Origin of the sequence: Granulicella rosea (assembly GCF_900188085.1) — a bacterium.
Classification (GTDB): domain Bacteria; phylum Acidobacteriota; class Terriglobia; order Terriglobales; family Acidobacteriaceae; genus Edaphobacter; species Edaphobacter rosea.
In genome coordinates this window covers 86,817-101,695 of sequence record NZ_FZOU01000001.1, presented here as the reverse complement: position 1 = coordinate 101,695, position 14,879 = coordinate 86,817, and the positions used below count along the sequence as shown (strand labels likewise).

The window sequence follows — 14,879 nt, the reverse complement described above, 5'->3', positions numbered from 1 at the left end:
AAAGCGTGGAGTAGAACGCGGCTTTAGCCGCTGAGGTACGGTTTTCGGCTTGCGCGCATCGAGCGTCATCCGGAGACCACAAAAGATCGAACCGTCCGGGCCACCCGCCCGGACCCTATACAGAAGCGGAAAGATCGAAGGGATTCAGCATGGGCGACCTCGTAGAGATGGGCGGAGCACGCAAGCCGGAAGAAGAACAGGAACAGCAGCAGCCGACACAGCCGGAGGGCGGCATTCGCGCCTTCGATCAGGAGGGCCGCGAGGTCATCGTTCCGCGCGAGGAGTGGCGCACCAATGTGCTGCCCAACATGCTCCGCGAGCTCTGGGACAACCCTGAGCAGAGCTACCTGCTGATCCTCAACTCGCTCAACGACGGCTTCGTCGATGAGGTGGCCGAGGCCGCCGAGCACCTGTCGCTCACCGATCCCATCCCCGCACGCGGCGCCTGCATCTGGGGCATCGTGTTGATTCAGCAGGGCAAACTCGACGAGGCGCAGATTGCGCTGGAGGTTTATACCGAGAAGCACGGCGATGACGGCTCCGTCCTCACCAACCTGGCTAAGGTCTACGCGGGCAAGGGCGAGACGGCGAAGGCCGAGGAGACCCTGTGGCGCGCGCTCGAGATCGAGCCGAACCTCGACAACGGCCTCGGCTGGTATGTCGCGCAGGAGCAGGAGAAGGGTGGCGAGCCGGCTGCGCGTGCGGCGCTCGAACGCGTCGCGGCGTTGCCGGGAAGCTGGCGCGCGCTGCTCTGGCTGGCGCGTCCGGCGCTGGCTGCGGGCGACCTCCCCGCCGCGATAGAGCTCTACCGCGAGGCGCTCAGCCGCGCGAACAAGATGGTGCAGGAGCTTGGTCTGCCGGCCATCCCCGGCGACTTCCTGATGCAGATGAGCGGCGACCTTGGCGGCGCGGGCTACCTGGCGGAGCTGGTCGAGCTGACCGGCCCGGCGTTCGTGCCGGAGATGCACGGCCTGCCCGTCGGCAACAACCTCATCAAGGCGAACTACGACCTTCAGAACTACGCGGCCGCAGCGCAGATCGTCGCCGCACTGGACGGCTTCCAGCGGCCGGAGTGGCGCGATGCGCTCAACTTCTGGCGGCAGGAGCTGGCCAAGGTGCAGGGCGGCGCGCTCGGCGCACCCGTCTCCGGCGAGGTGCAGATCGGCATGCTGCGCATCGACGGCCCTATCTGGTTGCCGATGGGTTCTCCCGCGTGGAGCCTCTTCGGCGGTGAGCAGGCGCGCGGAGAGGTCTCGGTCACCTTTCTCGGCGGCACGGCGGAGACGCCCAAGGCTGGCCCGGAGGGCATCGACGTTCGCCTGGCCGACATCATGGGCCGCATGACGCGGTCGCTGCCGCTCTTTCTGGCCGAGCAGGTCGCCATGCGCACCGCCGTGCAGGGTCGCGCGATGCTCCCCTGGGCCACCGGCCCGCAGAGCGGCTTCGTGATTTCCAGTTCCGCCTGGAGCGACGAGCAGACGGCCGCGGCGGTTGGCGGTCAGACGGGCGCGCCCGGCGTCGACCCGACCGCCAGCACCTACGCCGTCTCCGTGCATCTCGACGCGACGGTCGAGCCGTGGACCGCGGAGCTGGCCTTCATCCGCGTCGCCGACGGCGTACGCATCGGCGAGATGTTCGCCGAGTTCCCGGCAAGCGCGCCCGAGGACGGTCTGCCCGGACTGGCCGACGAGGTGGTGGAGCTGCTGGACGCCGTCGCGCCCGGCGCAGCGGTCGTCTCGCCGCGTTACGAAGTTCCCGCAGACCAGGCCTTCTCCGGCTACCTGTTGCGGCTGGAGCAGTTGCTCGCCGTCCGTTGCGCTTCGATGGACGCCACCGGGCAGGGCGCGCCGGCCAACTTCCTCAACGGCGAGCGCGACATCCTGGACGGCGAGTTGAAGATGTGCAACGACCTGCCGATGAATGTGCCAGCCCGCCTGTTGCTGGTCGAGACGATGTCGGCTCTGATGCGCGTCAAGCCCGAGGTGGTGGAGGAGTATCGGGAACGCGTCGAAAAGTTGATGGAAGAACAACCGCTTGCGGTGTAAGCCATGTGTTTCGAATGACACCCACCTTTGCTCCCAGATGGGTGATGAAGTTCATTGGATTCCGCGTTTCGAATCTGTATAGTGTTTCTTACCAGCAGTCCGGCGCAGGCTGGTAACACCAAAAATGTTGCGATCACGTTGCAGCGCAGCGAACACGACCGGCGGATTTCCGCCGTATCGAAAGGATTTTTCATGACCCGTCGCATTGGACTTATCGCCCTCGTCATCCTGATCGCTCCCCTGGCTGCGCACGCACAGACTGGCTGCGACAACTCGCCCGAGAACCCGACCATCGTGCTCGCCCTGGTGGGCGGTGCGGGTGCGGCCTTCACCTCGCTGCGCGCACGTCTCGGACGCAAGCGCTAAATCATCTTTCCGCCACGCCTTTTGCCGGAGTCTGGGCCGCCCGAAATCATGGGCTGTATACCCAGACTCCGGCAAAAGGTTGTGCGCAACACGTTTACGGGAATGAGTGTTTCCTTTACTGTTACACGGATTCGAGAGATATGAATCCAAAGGAGATAGTCATGACGATCACAAACGTGAAGGCGATGGTTGCGAAGGTTCTCACAGTTGGCGTACTGGCGGGTGCGGTTGTGATGGCTGCTCCGGCCAAGGCTGAGGCTCAGGGTTTTGCCGTTGGCGTCCGGTTCGGCGCCCCCGTTCGTCCGGTGTACGTCGCGCCCCGCTACTATGGTCCGCGCTACGTGGTTCCGGCCTATGGCTACGGCTACGGCTATCGCCACGACGGATGGGCGTATGACCGCTACCATCATGGCCCGGTCTACGGCTATCGCCGCTAACTGGTACTTCAAACTTTTGCAAAGCCGGTGCGAACTCTCGCACCGGCTTTGCCGTTTGTGGCGGGTTGTTTGCCTGCGTTCGTGATGACTAGCAGTTTGTCCGATGAGGACGGTCTACGGTGTAAGCGGCCGGTAGTAGCGGTCTTCCGGTTCAGCGCAGCCCTGGCAGAGCGTCTGCCCATCGACCACTCTCTCGCGGTCGTAGTTGATGCCCTCGCCGCACACCGCGCAGGCGATGCGGGCGGACTTGTACCCCGGCATCTCGCGCGGGTGCAGCGGCACGGCGACCCACTCCTCGGTGAAGAGGTCGGCGTCGGGCATCTCGCGATAGGCGTGCATCTGTTGCTTGTTCTTGTCGGCGATCTCGGGGTAGAGCTCGCGCGCGCGCTGCTTGGACGACTCCCGCGCGGCGACCCGGATGGCCTTGAAGGTGGGAACCTCAGCGCTGGGAAGCGGTTGCGTCAGGTCCACAAAGGTCGCGGCCATCTTGCCCCAGTCGCGGAACTTGAGCGCGCGCTTGCCGAGGCGGCAGCCGGTGACGACCGCGATGGCGTCGGTGGCGCAACGATCGATCTCGACATAGGTGACGAGGCGTTTGCGCTCCGCGCCGCGTGGATCGGTGACGCCCAGCCGCTCGCAGGCCAGCATCGCCATGCGCACGCCGAGGATCTGGCCCGCGCAGAGGTGGCCGTGCGCGACTTCGGCCTCGCGGAGGAGGGGTTCGAGGCTCAACATGCTGTGATTCTACCCGGCGTACGATAGAGCCAGACCCCAGCATACGAAGGTAAGCCGTGTTCCATATCCAAACCCTCATCTCCGCGCTCGACTTTGCCGGTATTGCGGTGGGCAGCATCGGCGGCGCGCTGCATGCGTACCGGCATCCGCGTTACGACTACGACATTATCGGCGTGCTCGGGCTGGGGCTCATCTCGGCGCTTGGCGGAGGCATTGTGCGCGACGTGCTGCTGCAGCACGGGCCGCCGCTGGCGCTGGTCGATGTCTACTACTGCTATGTGGCGATTCTGGCGGCGCTGCTCACGCTGCTGCTGGTGGCGCGTATCGACCGGCGCGCCGAGCAACTGATGCTCTACATCGACGCGGCGGCCATCTCGCTCTTCGCCGTCTCGGGCACGGCGCGCGCGGAGAGCTTCGGTATGAGCTGGCTGCCGGCGATCATGCTGGGCGTGGTCACGGCCGTGGGCGGAGGGTCGCTGCGCGACGTGCTCAGCGGCTCGACCCCGCGCGTCTTCGAACGCGGCAACTTCTACGCGATCGCCGCCGCCCTGGCCGCGGGCGCGTATCTGCTGGCGAGCACGCTCGGCGCGGAGCAGATATGGGCGGTCGCGACCGGCGTCATCGTCGGCTTCACCCTGCGGATTTTGAGCATCCTGCTGAACTGGCGGACGTTCTCGTTCCGGCGGCGCGGACGCGTGAAGGCTTAGACGAGTCATGGAGCAGGCGCGTCGTCGTGGCTCTCAAACCAGCCGATCACCCGGTTTTCGAACTCGGCATGGGCGACGAGCGAGGCTTCGCCGTGCGCCGCGCCCGGTACGATCCAAAGCGCGCAGTGGCTGGCGCAGAGGCGTTCGAGCTCCTGCGCATGATGCATGGGGATGTCGACGTCCTTGTCGCCGGCGATCAGCAGGGTCGGGGTTGCGGCGCTCATCACGGCCGCCTCGGGATTCGCGTTCGGCAGTTGGACGCCGTAACGTAGCTGGGTATAGAGGATGGCGAATTCGATGATCGGTCGGCCAAGCGTGCGCCAGAAGAGTGCGCCGGTGTGTGCGCCGCGACCGAGACGCTCGTAGGAGATGGCGCGGAAGGTGGAGTAAGGCGACTCCACCGCGGCGGCGCAGAGCTGCGGGGTTACGGGTTCGGCTTGCAGGCCGATGGCCGCACCCATGGATTCGCCCAGCAGATAGGTGCAGCCCGGCGCGCGGGTGCGCAGCCATTGCGCCCAGCGATGCACGTCCTCGCGCTCGAGCACGCCGTACGTGGCGATCGAGCCTCCGGATAAGCCGTGCGCGCGGGAGTCGGGTAGCAGCACAGCGTATCCCTTATTCAGAAACATGGCGGAGAATCCCGATGCGCCGAGCCGGTTGTCGGTGACTCCGTGGAGGATGACGACCGACCGGCCGTTGGGATGCTCGGGCTGGACGAACCATGCCTTGAGCGACGCCCCGTCGGCGGCTGCAACGGAGACGTCCTCGATAGTCGCGTGCAGCCGCTGGATTGCAGCGCGATAAGGAGCGGGGTCTCCAAGGGGGCGCCTGTATAGCCGGAGCGAAACCTCGGCGAGTATGGCGCCCATGGCGGCGTACGCCAACGCGCAGAGGGCTGCGATGAGGATGGCTGCGCGGAGCTTTCGGTCAAAGGATCTCAGGGGATGGCTCCCGGCGCGGAATCAGCAGTAATGCGCGCGGAAGGCGCGGCGGATCTTGCGGTCGGTCTTGTACTGGCTCAGTGCGTAGACGGCCCAGATGGTCGCGGGCAGCCAGCCGAGGATCGTGCATTGCAGCACAAGGCAGACCAGCCCGGCGAAGGGGCGACCGATCGTGAAGAAGGTAAGCCAAGGGAAGAAGAAGGCGATGACGAGTCTCATGAGTTTGTCCTGAGCAGAGATACGTGACTTACCATCATGCGGTTCCGCGTCGACCGGGAACAGAAGCAGATTCCCTTCGGGAATGACAAGAAGGCGTCTACGGAGTGTCCGGTCCATCGCCTTCCTCGACCAGCGAGGCGGCGCCGATCACGTCGAAGGTCACGGCTTCTCCGCCGGTCGGCTGGATGGTGGCGCGCATGGGCAGCCGCTGCCATGTGGCGGGCTGGCAGACCGGCGTTGGATGAGCCGGCTGGGGCCACGGGCCTAGCTGCCGCTGGGCGACGGCCTTGCGTGCGCCCAGTTGCGCGACGATGGCGAAGAGACCTCCCTTGACCGTGGTCGCGATGCCGCAGTAGGCCGCGTAGTCGCGGAACCAGACTACGTTCGAGACGGCGGCGTCGAAGTCCGGCAGGTGCAGCGCGGTGACGCGGCCGGTCGCGCGGTCGATCAGCAGCCAGGGGCCGGGTTGCCAGACCCAGTGAGGCTCCTTCTCGGTGGGCAGGCCGTCGTTCAGGCGCAGCGCGCGCCGGATGGTGAAGCTGCGGTCGGTCACGTCGTGCGTCTCGCCGGTCGTCCACTCCTTCTGTCGGCCGTCGACGAAGAGCGGCCGGACCTTGAGCGTGGTGGTGTCCTCGTCCTTCGCGTCGGGCGTGGTCTCGGGCGGGGTGTAGGGGACGCGGCGTATGGGACCGAGGGTGACCGCGTGAGTCTTCGGCGGTTTGGCCGCCTGTGGGTGCAGGGGCGGTGCAAGCAGGATCGTCAGCAGCAGCGCGGGAGCGTAGGTGGTGGTCTGCATGAGGGTTGAGGGTAAGGGTTTCCCACCGCCTGTGCAAGGATTTTGTGCAAAAAAGCGACAGCCCCGGCGACGTGGCCGGGGCTGCGGTGCTTCTCTGGGAGGTTGGAGTCGGGGAGGGCTCGAACTTAGTTGGAGGCGACGGGCGTCTGCGCGGCCTTCAGGGTCTGGCGCTGCTTGTCGAGTTCGGCGTTCTCGGCCTCGAGCTTCTTCTTCTCGTCGACCAGCTTCAGGTTGGCGGCCTGCAGCTTCTGGGCCTCCTTCAACAGATCCTGGTTCTTCTTCACGATGGCGCGCTGCTGGGCGACCTGATCGGTGAGCGCCTTGTTCTGGCGGGCGACATCTTCCTTCAGGGCGGCGTAGTCGATCGATGCATCGGCGGCATTAGCCGGGATGGCGGCTGCGGTGGCGGCGGGCGGCATGGCGGGGGTGGTGACGGAGGCCGTGTTGACCTGGGCGAAGGCAGGGGCGGCGGCGAGGGCGGCGATCAGAGCAAGGCGGGAAGGAAAGCGCATTTTGAAACCTCTCAGATGAAGCACAGTTGAACTGCAAAATTTGGGGGGTTGCGAAACATGGCCCGTGTTTCGTCTCTGGGATGAGAGTAACCGTATCGGTAACCAAATGTCGCGTACCAAAGGTGGTTACCTGATAACACTTTCGGGTCATGGAACGCATCGGGCGAACCTCGTAAGTTAACCCACCGCTGGGTGGGATTGCTTTTTGCGGCAGTTTTGCAGAGAGCAAAGCAGGCCTTGTGAGGAGTATCGTGAAAGATAGCGATTTACCCGCGCAAGCAGGCGGCGTGGGCTTGGAACGTTCGGAGTTCGCAGTCGAAGCCCAGTCCAGAGAAGATGGAATCTCAGCAGAGCCCCAAACCGTAGCCGTCGTACGGACACATTCGCAGCAAGGAAGGAATTACGAAGACTATGTGGAAGCCAAATCAGCCCGGAAGCCCGACCCCCCAGACCCCAGAGCCGCTGCGCCCGTCGGCGCCTTCGACCTCGTTTGAGACCAGCGTGAGCCCCACCCGTCCGGCAACCACCGGCGCCGGCGTAGCCGCGGCCAGCGCAACCGGCGAGCAGGCGACGATCGGTAAGTCGCTCATCGTGAAGGGCGAGGTCTCGGGCTCCGAGAGCCTGTATATCGACGGTAAGGTCGAAGGTGCGATCAATCTGCCGGGCAACCGCGTCACCGTGGGCCGCAACGGCCAGGTGGCGGCGAACATCATGGCTCGCGAGGTCGTCGTACTGGGCAAGGTGCGCGGCAATGTGCATGCCAGCGACCGCGTCGATATCCGCAGCGAAGGCTCGCTGACCGGCGACGTGATTGCGGCGCGCATCTCGATCGAGGATGGCGCGTTCTTCAAGGGCGGCATCGACATCCGCAAGCCGGGCGCCGAGGCCAAGGCGCCGACGCCCGAGGCCGCGCCGGCTGTTACGGCGTAGTCTTTGCTTTGCAGCATAAAAAAAGCCCCGGTCGATGCCGGGGCTTTCCTGCGTCAGGATGCTTTGTTAAGGGCGCTTTTGAAGCCGTGCGTTTATGCCAGGCGAAGGCCTATTCCGCAGGCTTCTGTTGCGCCTTCAAAGCCGCCCGTTGCTTTTCGAGGTCGGCGTTCTGGGCTTCGAGCTTGTGCTTCTCGTCGGTAAGTTTCAGGTTGGCGGCCTGCAGTTTCTGGGCCTCTTTCAGCAGATCCTGGTTCTTCTTCACGATGGCCCTCTGGGTGGCGACCTGTTCGGTGAGAATCTTGTTCTGGCGGGAGAGGTCTTCACGCAGGGCGGCGTAGTCGACCGAGGGGTCGTTGGCGTTGGCGGGCACGACGGCGGCGGCGGCCGGCGCAGAGGTCGTCTGGCCGAAGGCGGGAACGGAGGCAAGCGTCAGAAATAAAAGGCAGGCAGAGAGGGGGCGCATGGGGGGACCTCGCAAGAAAGTTGGGGATGCAGTTTGGGGGGGCCTGAGATGAGTTTCGGGTGTGACTTAGATGATAAGAGCGCGGAGAAGGTTTGTCGCTGAAAATTGCGTCAATTCAAAGCGCGTCTATCGGAGGTTGCGTGCAATGGTAAAAGCCGCCGTCAAGATGACGACTACGTGAAGCAGCGCGGCGGGCGGTTGCGGCCATGCAAAACGCTCGGAGAGCAGGGCGCGGCGCAGGCAGAGTGCGGCGAAGGCCAGGGCAAAGGGCGCGAGCAGCACGATCAGGGCGTTCCAGTGCAGGGCTTCAGCAAGATGACCGCGCAGCAGCGCCGCAACGGCTCGCGTGCCGCCGCAGCCGGGGCAGAGGATGCCGAAGGCCGCGTGGATGGGGCAGCGGGGGTAGAAGCCGTACCGCGTGGGCGGAAAGCGCAGCAGAAGACCCGCAGCGAGGCAGGCGCCGGCCATGCAGGCCAGCGCCGTGACTCGCCCGCGCGTGGCGTCAGTACCCGCTGGGTACGCCGTAGCGCGCCATCTCCTTGATGGCGGTGATCCGGTTGAAGTGGAACTGGAAGTAGATGGCGCCGAAGAAGAAGGTCATCGCCGGATCGAGCTTCAGGCCGACCGGCTCGCCGCTGTTGTAGTGGGCGACGAGCTCGTCGCGCATGGTGAAGCGCGCCTCGATGAAGAGGACGATCGTCGTGATGGAGAGGATGATCGAGATGAAGAAAGTCAGAAAGAAGCCGGTGGGGAAGACCACGCCGAAGTTGGGGTTCGGCGGGTTGTGCGCCAACGTGCCGAACAGGAACGCCATGCGGCCGAATTGGATGAAGATGCTAACCACCTCCACGACAATGAAGGCGATGTAAAAGAACAAAACCCTGGAGTTGGGAAAGATCTTCCGGAGCCACGAGGCCTGAATCATCTCGTAGATGAAGAGGAAGAAGCCGCAGGTGAAGAAGCCGAGCAGCAGCAGGAGTATCCAGTTCAGGCCGGGCGGGTTGGGATAGGCGTAGACGCCGGACGGCGCAGTCGTCGTGGGCGGTACGGCCACGGGCGTGGCAGCCAGGGGCGCGTAGACGGCCTCGCCGGCCGCGGATTGTGTCGGCGGCGTGGCCGGCGCGCTGCTCAGAATCTCGGAGACGGGCAGCCAGTCCGGCATCTCGTCGGTCTTGGCCAGATCCGTCTGCAACACGTTCCCGCTGGCCACGTAACGGCGCAGATCGTCGAGTGTGTAGGGGCCGTACATCTGTCCGTTGCGCGAGATCTGGTAAAGCATGTCCGTGGCTCCTGTGACGTGGGTATGACCGATGGAAACACGGGTTGCGGATTGACGCAACTGGATTCCTCTTGAGCTGCGTTTCAAGAGGTTGAGCCCTGCGAAAAACCCCATGTCTCGGGAGCAGAGACATGGGGCGTCCGGTCGGGTGTCGGGGTTTAGAGGGTCTGGTTGTTGGCCTTGGGCAGGATGGTGTCCTTGGCGGCGCGGCTCAGCAGGATGCGCAGGTCGGTGACCTCGTTCAGCCGGAAGGCCGGGCCGGGCGCGGTGCAGGAGATGAAGTCCGCGCGGTCGACGCCCTGCAGGTAGAAGGCGGCGCGCGCGTCCGGTTTCATGGGGCTGACCTCGACGTGGCTCATCTCCAGATTGCGGATGTGGCGCAGGTAGAGACCGCTTGCCGGGATCGTGCCGAACATCGGCGGATCGGGGTACTTCGCGACCTCCTCAGGCGGCGTCAGCCTGGCCCACTCGGCGCTGCCGCCGCCCTGATCCTGCGAGAAGTAGTTGGCGATCTTGATGTCCTCGATCGGGTAGCCGGGGATGCCGCTCAGCACGCTTGGAATGCGCGAAAGCCCGTTGTAGCTGGTGATGTTCGAGACCAGGATGCGGCGCAGCGTGCCCACCTTGGTGGTCTCCTTCGGCCCGCGCAGACGCGCGCCCAGCCGGAAGAAGAGCGGTCCGGTGAACATGTCGCGCAGGGTGATGTTGGTGATGGTGATGTCCTCGCAGAGCGCGCCGTCCTCGCTCTCGAGCGCGAGTCCCTGGCAGCCTTCGAAGATGCAGTTCGAGATGGTGATGTTCTTGAAGCCGCCGTTGGACTCGGTGCCGCACTTGATACGGCCGTTGAAGCCCTTGCCGCCGGAGTCGAACGACATCTTCTTGAAGGTGCCGTCGAGGATGGTGCCCAATTCGTAGTAGCCCGTGACGTAGCAGTTCGAAATCGTGACGTTTTCGGTCGAGCGTGCGTAGCCGAGGGCGTAGCTGGTCTTGGGGCAGATGCCGTCGTCCCAAGGCGAGTTGACCGTGCAGTTCGAGACGCGGACGTTCTTGCAGCAATCGATGTCCATGCCGTCGCGGTCGGTGTCGATCTTCAGGTTGTCGATGGTGAGGTTGTCGACGCCGGTCAGCAGCAGGCCGAAGTGTCCGCCCTTGAGGATCGAGAAGTCGCGCAGGATGACGTTGCGGCAGTTTTTCAGCGCGATGGCCTTGTTGCCGACGCCGGGCTGCTCGGCCTGGAACATGACGTAGTTGCCGCGCGGGGTGTACTTGGCCTTGGCCGAGCGGTCGCCGCCGAAGCTGGGGTTTGCCTCCGCCGGGTTGTACTTGCCGGGGCCGGCGCCGAAGCTGAGACCCTTGCCGTGGATCAGTCCCGGCCCGAGGATGGCGAAGTCGTGGATGTCCTCGCCCCACATCAGCGAGTTGTGCCAGTGGTTGTGGCCGTAGTCCTGGTAGGCGTCCCACGCGGTGTTGGGCTCGGCTGCGTCGTAGGTTCCGCCAAGCTGGCCGGTGGTCTGGCCGGGCAGGGGAGAGTCCGCCGCGAGGATCGTCGCGCCCTGATCGATGTAGAGCGCGACGTTGCTTTTCAACCGGATGCTGAAGCAGAGGTAGGTTCCGGCGGGGAAGTAGACCGTGCCGCCGCCGGCTGCGTTCGCCGCGGCGATGGCGGCGTTGATGGCGGGCGTATCGAGCTGCTTGCCCGAACCGGTGGCGCCGAAGCGGCGCACGTCGAAGACCATCAGCGGGGTGGTCGACCCGGAGGGCGAGGCCTGGGCTGCGGCAAAGGTGGAGGGCAGGGCGGCGGCGAGTCCGATGCCGGTGAACTTGAGCAGGTCGCGGCGGGCGTTGTCGAAGTGTGTGGGTTTCATGGCGAGGTCATCGTATCAGGATGAGTTCACGATTGGGAACTTTGCCAAAGGGAAAAGTTAGCGGTTACGTGGTTTCTGTAACAAATGCCTGGGATAGCGCGCCCGAGATTTAGAATGCAGGTTATGCGCGACCCAGTGGCCGAGACCTTTCTATCGTTTTCCGTGCGCCGGATGCAGATGTCCGAGCGCGATTTGAACCGTTGTCTGGACCGGCTGACGGAGGAGCAGGCGTGGCGTCGCGGCGCCGAGCACGAGAACTCGGTCGGCAACCTGCTGCTGCATCTGGAGGGCAACCTGCGGCAGTGGGTGTTGCACGGCATCGCCGGGCAGCCGGACGTGCGGGTGCGGGATGAGGAGTTCTCGCTCGCGCCGACCGTGACCTTTGCCGAGGCGAGGGCGCACTTTCATGCGACGCTGTCCGAGTGCTGCGTGGTCATCGGCGAGCTGGCTCCGGCGCGGCTGCTGGAGATCATCGACCCGCAGCCTACGGGAACGTGGCGTTCGATGCCGATTCTGGAGGCGATCTATCAGATCGTCGGGCATCTGCAACTGCATACCGGGCAGGTGATCCTGCTGACCAAGCAGATGTGCGGTACCGATCTGGATCTGTCGTTGCCGAGGAAGCGGTAGAAAAAACAGAAGCAGATTCCCTGCGGGAATGACAAACAAGAGAACAGGCAACGACAAAAGCAAAGGCGCGGACAATCTTTGTCCGCGCCTTTGCTCTTGCTTATCACTATTCCCTACCTCAAAACTGCGGCAGTTGGTTGGCGTTCCAACCGCCGCCCAGCGCCTTGATGAGCAGGACGCTCGCGTCCATGCGCCGCCGCAGGATGTCGATGTCGTTGCGTTCGTTGGCGAGCGCGGTGGTCTGGGCGGTGACGACCTGCAGGTAGGTGTCCACGCCGCCGACGTAGCGATTGTTGAAGATCTGCTGCGCGCCGCGCGCCGCGTCGGTGGCCTGATGCTGCTGTTCGGCCTCGTCGGTCAGGATGCGCAGGACGGCGAGGTTGTCCTCGACCTGCTGGTAGGCGGTGAGCGCGGTCTGGCGGTAGTTGGCGCTCGACTCGTCGAAGGCGGCGTAGGCCTGCTCGGAGATGGAGCGGCGCCGGCCAGCGTCGAAGAAGGTCTGCGAGAGCGTCGGGCCGAGCGCGTAGACGAGCGAGTTGGAGTTGAAGAGCGTATTGGCGGCGGTGCTTTCGAGTCCGCCCGCGAGCGAGAAGCTGAGCGTGGGAAAGAAGGCCGCGCGCGCGATGCCGATGCGTTCGTTGGCCTCGTTCGTGCGGCGTTCGGCGGCGGCGATGTCCGGGCGGCGCTGCAGCAGCTCCGACGGCAGGCCGGTCGGGATATACGGCGGAGTGGTGGCGAGCGGGGTGTTCGGAATGGAGAAGCTGGCCGGCGGCTGGCCGATCAGCACGGCGATGGCGTGTTCGTACTGCGCGCGCTGGACGGCCACGTCGGCAAGCTGGACGATGGCGGTCTGGAGCTGGGTCTTCGCCTGGAAGACGTCGGACTCGGCCGTGACGCCGCCTTCGAAGCGGTTGGTGGTGATGCGCAGCGCCTCGCGGTAGTCGTCGACGGTGTCGCTCAGCAGCTTCCTGGTGGCGTCCGCGCTCTGCAGCTCGAAGTAGTCGATGGCGAGCGTGGTCTGGAGCGAGAGCTGGGCGTTGACCAGGTCGGCTGCGCTGGCCTGCGTCTCCTCCTTGGCGGCGTTGATGTTGCGGCGGATGCGGCCCCAGAGGTCGGCCTCGTAGCTGAGCGTGAGCGGCAACTGGATGTCGGCCTCGCCGTTGTTCGCGCTCGACGCGCTGAAGTACGGCCGGGTGGCGGAGTCGCGCAGGCCGCCGACGTACGGCGCGGCGCCGATGGTGGGGAAGAGTCCGGCGCGGTTGATGCCGATCTGCGCGCGCGCCTCGCGGTAGTGCGCCTCGGCGGCCTTCAGGGACTGGTTGTTGGCCGCGCAGGCGACCTCGAGCTTCGTGAGTTCGGGCTCGTTGAAGATCGTCCACCAGTCACCCTTGAGGGAGGTGTCGGCGGGGTTGGCTGGCTTCCAGTTCGGGTCGGTCTCCTTGTACGCGTCGGGCGCCTGGGCCATGGGGACCACGGGCTTGACGTACTTCGGGCCGACCATGCAGCCGGAGAGACCGACGGCGAGGGTGGCTGAGGCGAGCGCGATGACAGAGCGGCGCACGGAGGATCGTTGCCGGCCAACCGAAACCCGTACCTCAGCGGCTGAAGCCGTGTCCTTGCGGAGGTGGAGATGGCACGGCTGAAGCCGTGCCCTTAATCGAGGCGTGAGGTCGCTCATTATTCGCCTCCCTTCTTCTCGGTCTTGGCGGCTGCGGGTGTATCGGTCTTCTTCTGGGCGATGCGGACCTCTTGGCCCGTGGCGATGGAGTCCGACGGGTCGAGCACGACGTTGTCGGTCGCCTTGGGGCCGGAGGAGATCTCGAGCGTGGCGCCGCCGTCGTGCGTCACCGTGATCGGGACGAGCACGATGTGGTTGTCGCGTACGACCGCCACCTGCATGCCCTGCGCGCGGAAGATGACCGTGTTCGAGGGCAGGGTGAGATTCTCGCCGTGGTCGGGCACCTTGAAGTGGACGACCACGTAGGCGCCGGGCAGCAGCAGGCCAGCCGCGTTGTCGACATCGACCTCGACGTTCAGCGTGCGGCTCGCCGGGTCGATCGCGTTCGAGTTGCGCGCGATGGTGCCGGTGAAGTGCTTGTTGGGGAACTCGTCGAGCGTCAGGTCGGCGGTGCTGCCGTCCTTCAGCGCGCCCGCGTAGCTTTCGGGCACCGGCACGAAGACGCGGATGGTGCCGATGGACGCGAGGTGGAAGAGCGCGTTCGAGCTGCCGCCCTGCACAAGCTGGCCGATGTCCGTGTTGCGAACCGTGACGACGCCGTCGAACGGCGCGTAGACGCGTTCGAACGACTGCAGTTGCTGGAGACGGCGCACGGCGGCGGTGGAGGCCTCGACGGCGGCCTGCTTGGCGGCGGCGTCGCCCATCGCCTGGTCGGTCTCCTGCTTCGAGACGGAGTTGCTCTTGAGCAGGTTCTGGTAGCGGTTGCTGGTGATGTTGGCGAGGTCGAGGTTGGCCTGGCTGCTCTTCAGTTGAGCCTCGGCGACCTGCAACTGCTGGTCGAGCTCGGGGGTCTCGATGACGGCCATCAGCTGGCCCTTCTTCACGTGCGCGCCGATGTCGAAGTACCAGCTCTTCAGATAGCCGTCGGTGCGGGAGTAGATGGGGGTGTCGACGTAGGCCTGCGTGTTGCCGGGCAGCGCGACCTCGTTCGACAGGCGGCTGGTCGCCGGGTGCGTGACGAAGACGCTGGGAATGGAGTCGTCGGAGGCCTGGTGGTTCAGCTTGCGCTCGTCCTCCTTGCGCGCGAAGACGCCGTAGACCACGACCGCCGCGATGGCGATCGCGATGAGAACGATGGCGATCCAGAAGCCGCCGGAGAGGCCCTTCCGCGGGGTCTCCGGGCCGCCGGCGGAGTTGGCGGGCACATCGAGACGGTTCGGGTCGGAGTCTTCGGCGAAGTTGCGAGTGGTGTGGGCAGTCTCAGGATTCGTCATGT

The 14,879-nt window shown here is 65.2% G+C and carries 17 protein-coding genes; 6 read left to right on the top strand and 11 right to left on the bottom strand.

Features of this window, described 5'->3' with window-relative positions; genetic code table 11:
- Positions 1–149: 149 nt before the first annotated feature.
- The 3 genes from CHB87_RS00525 (at position 150) to CHB87_RS00515 (ending at position 2,848) form a co-directional block, all read left to right on the top strand.
- The gene (locus CHB87_RS00525) at positions 150–2,045 is read left to right on the top strand and encodes a tetratricopeptide repeat protein (protein ID WP_089406449.1); all 1,896 of its coding nucleotides are present in this window, start codon (positions 150–152) and stop codon (positions 2,043–2,045) included.
- Between the two features lie 192 nt (positions 2,046–2,237).
- Positions 2,238–2,411 (top strand): PExPT-CTERM protein, encoded by a 174-nt coding sequence (locus CHB87_RS21715; protein ID WP_142988137.1) that lies wholly within the window; start codon positions 2,238–2,240, stop codon positions 2,409–2,411.
- A 161-nt stretch (positions 2,412–2,572) separates the two neighbouring features.
- The gene (locus tag CHB87_RS00515; RefSeq protein ID WP_089406447.1) at positions 2,573–2,848 is read left to right on the top strand and encodes a hypothetical protein; all 276 of its coding nucleotides are present in this window, start codon (positions 2,573–2,575) and stop codon (positions 2,846–2,848) included.
- Between the two features lie 114 nt (positions 2,849–2,962).
- On the opposite strand, the gene CHB87_RS00510 is transcribed toward CHB87_RS00515, so the two are convergent.
- Entirely contained in the window at positions 2,963–3,583 is a 621-nt protein-coding gene (locus CHB87_RS00510; protein ID WP_089406446.1) for an FmdE family protein, read from the bottom strand.
- A gap of 56 nt (positions 3,584–3,639) precedes the next feature.
- On the opposite strand from CHB87_RS00510, the gene CHB87_RS00505 reads away from it, so the two are divergent.
- Positions 3,640–4,290 carry a trimeric intracellular cation channel family protein gene (locus tag CHB87_RS00505; protein ID WP_089406445.1) on the top strand — a complete coding sequence of 217 codons (651 nt, stop codon included), beginning with the start codon at positions 3,640–3,642 and terminating at the stop codon, positions 4,288–4,290.
- A 5-nt stretch (positions 4,291–4,295) separates the two neighbouring features.
- Here CHB87_RS00505 and CHB87_RS00500 read toward each other — a convergent pair whose 3' ends face one another.
- From CHB87_RS00500 to CHB87_RS22105, 4 genes are all read right to left on the bottom strand, one after another.
- A complete protein-coding gene (locus CHB87_RS00500; protein WP_142988136.1) occupies positions 4,296–5,159 on the bottom strand; it encodes an alpha/beta hydrolase in 864 nt (287 codons plus the stop codon).
- A 93-nt stretch (positions 5,160–5,252) separates the two neighbouring features.
- Positions 5,253–5,450: a YqaE/Pmp3 family membrane protein gene (locus CHB87_RS00495; protein ID WP_089406443.1), complete on the bottom strand. Its 198-nt coding sequence runs from the start codon at positions 5,448–5,450 to the stop codon at positions 5,253–5,255.
- A 97-nt stretch (positions 5,451–5,547) separates the two neighbouring features.
- A complete protein-coding gene (locus CHB87_RS00490; RefSeq protein WP_245817731.1) occupies positions 5,548–6,246 on the bottom strand; it encodes a hypothetical protein in 699 nt (232 codons plus the stop codon).
- A gap of 125 nt (positions 6,247–6,371) precedes the next feature.
- Positions 6,372–6,758 carry a hypothetical protein gene (locus tag CHB87_RS22105; protein WP_089406442.1) on the bottom strand — a complete coding sequence of 129 codons (387 nt, stop codon included), beginning with the start codon at positions 6,756–6,758 and terminating at the stop codon, positions 6,372–6,374.
- Between the two features lie 411 nt (positions 6,759–7,169).
- Here CHB87_RS22105 and CHB87_RS00480 point away from each other — a divergent pair, with 411 nt between their 5' ends.
- Positions 7,170–7,688, top strand: a complete 519-nt coding sequence (locus CHB87_RS00480) for a bactofilin family protein (RefSeq protein ID WP_089406441.1) — start codon at positions 7,170–7,172, stop codon at positions 7,686–7,688.
- Positions 7,689–7,797: 109 nt separating this feature from the next.
- On the opposite strand, the gene CHB87_RS00475 is transcribed toward CHB87_RS00480, so the two are convergent.
- The 4 genes from CHB87_RS00475 to CHB87_RS00460 form a co-directional block, all read right to left on the bottom strand.
- The gene (locus CHB87_RS00475; RefSeq protein ID WP_089406440.1) at positions 7,798–8,151 is read right to left on the bottom strand and encodes a hypothetical protein; all 354 of its coding nucleotides are present in this window, start codon (positions 8,149–8,151) and stop codon (positions 7,798–7,800) included.
- 126 nt (positions 8,152–8,277) lie between these two features.
- The gene (locus CHB87_RS00470) at positions 8,278–8,619 is read right to left on the bottom strand and encodes a DUF2752 domain-containing protein (RefSeq protein ID WP_089406439.1); all 342 of its coding nucleotides are present in this window, start codon (positions 8,617–8,619) and stop codon (positions 8,278–8,280) included.
- Between the two features lie 34 nt (positions 8,620–8,653).
- On the bottom strand, positions 8,654–9,430 hold the full coding sequence (locus CHB87_RS00465; RefSeq protein WP_089406438.1) for a DUF4339 domain-containing protein: 777 nt from the start codon (positions 9,428–9,430) through the stop codon (positions 8,654–8,656).
- Between the two features lie 158 nt (positions 9,431–9,588).
- The gene (locus CHB87_RS00460) at positions 9,589–11,295 is read right to left on the bottom strand and encodes a rhamnogalacturonidase (RefSeq protein ID WP_089406437.1); all 1,707 of its coding nucleotides are present in this window, start codon (positions 11,293–11,295) and stop codon (positions 9,589–9,591) included.
- Between the two features lie 123 nt (positions 11,296–11,418).
- Between CHB87_RS00460 and CHB87_RS00455 the strand changes: the two genes are divergently transcribed.
- Positions 11,419–11,925, top strand: coding sequence for a DinB family protein (locus CHB87_RS00455; RefSeq protein ID WP_089406436.1), 507 nt, complete (start codon positions 11,419–11,421; stop codon positions 11,923–11,925).
- A gap of 118 nt (positions 11,926–12,043) precedes the next feature.
- On the opposite strand, the gene CHB87_RS00450 is transcribed toward CHB87_RS00455, so the two are convergent.
- Together CHB87_RS00450 and CHB87_RS00445 are read right to left on the bottom strand one after the other, a co-directional pair.
- Entirely contained in the window at positions 12,044–13,486 is a 1,443-nt protein-coding gene (locus tag CHB87_RS00450) for an efflux transporter outer membrane subunit (RefSeq protein WP_245817730.1), read from the bottom strand.
- Between the two features lie 116 nt (positions 13,487–13,602).
- On the bottom strand, positions 13,603–14,877 hold the full coding sequence (locus CHB87_RS00445; RefSeq protein ID WP_089406434.1) for an efflux RND transporter periplasmic adaptor subunit: 1,275 nt from the start codon (positions 14,875–14,877) through the stop codon (positions 13,603–13,605).
- Positions 14,878–14,879 lie beyond the last annotated feature (2 nt).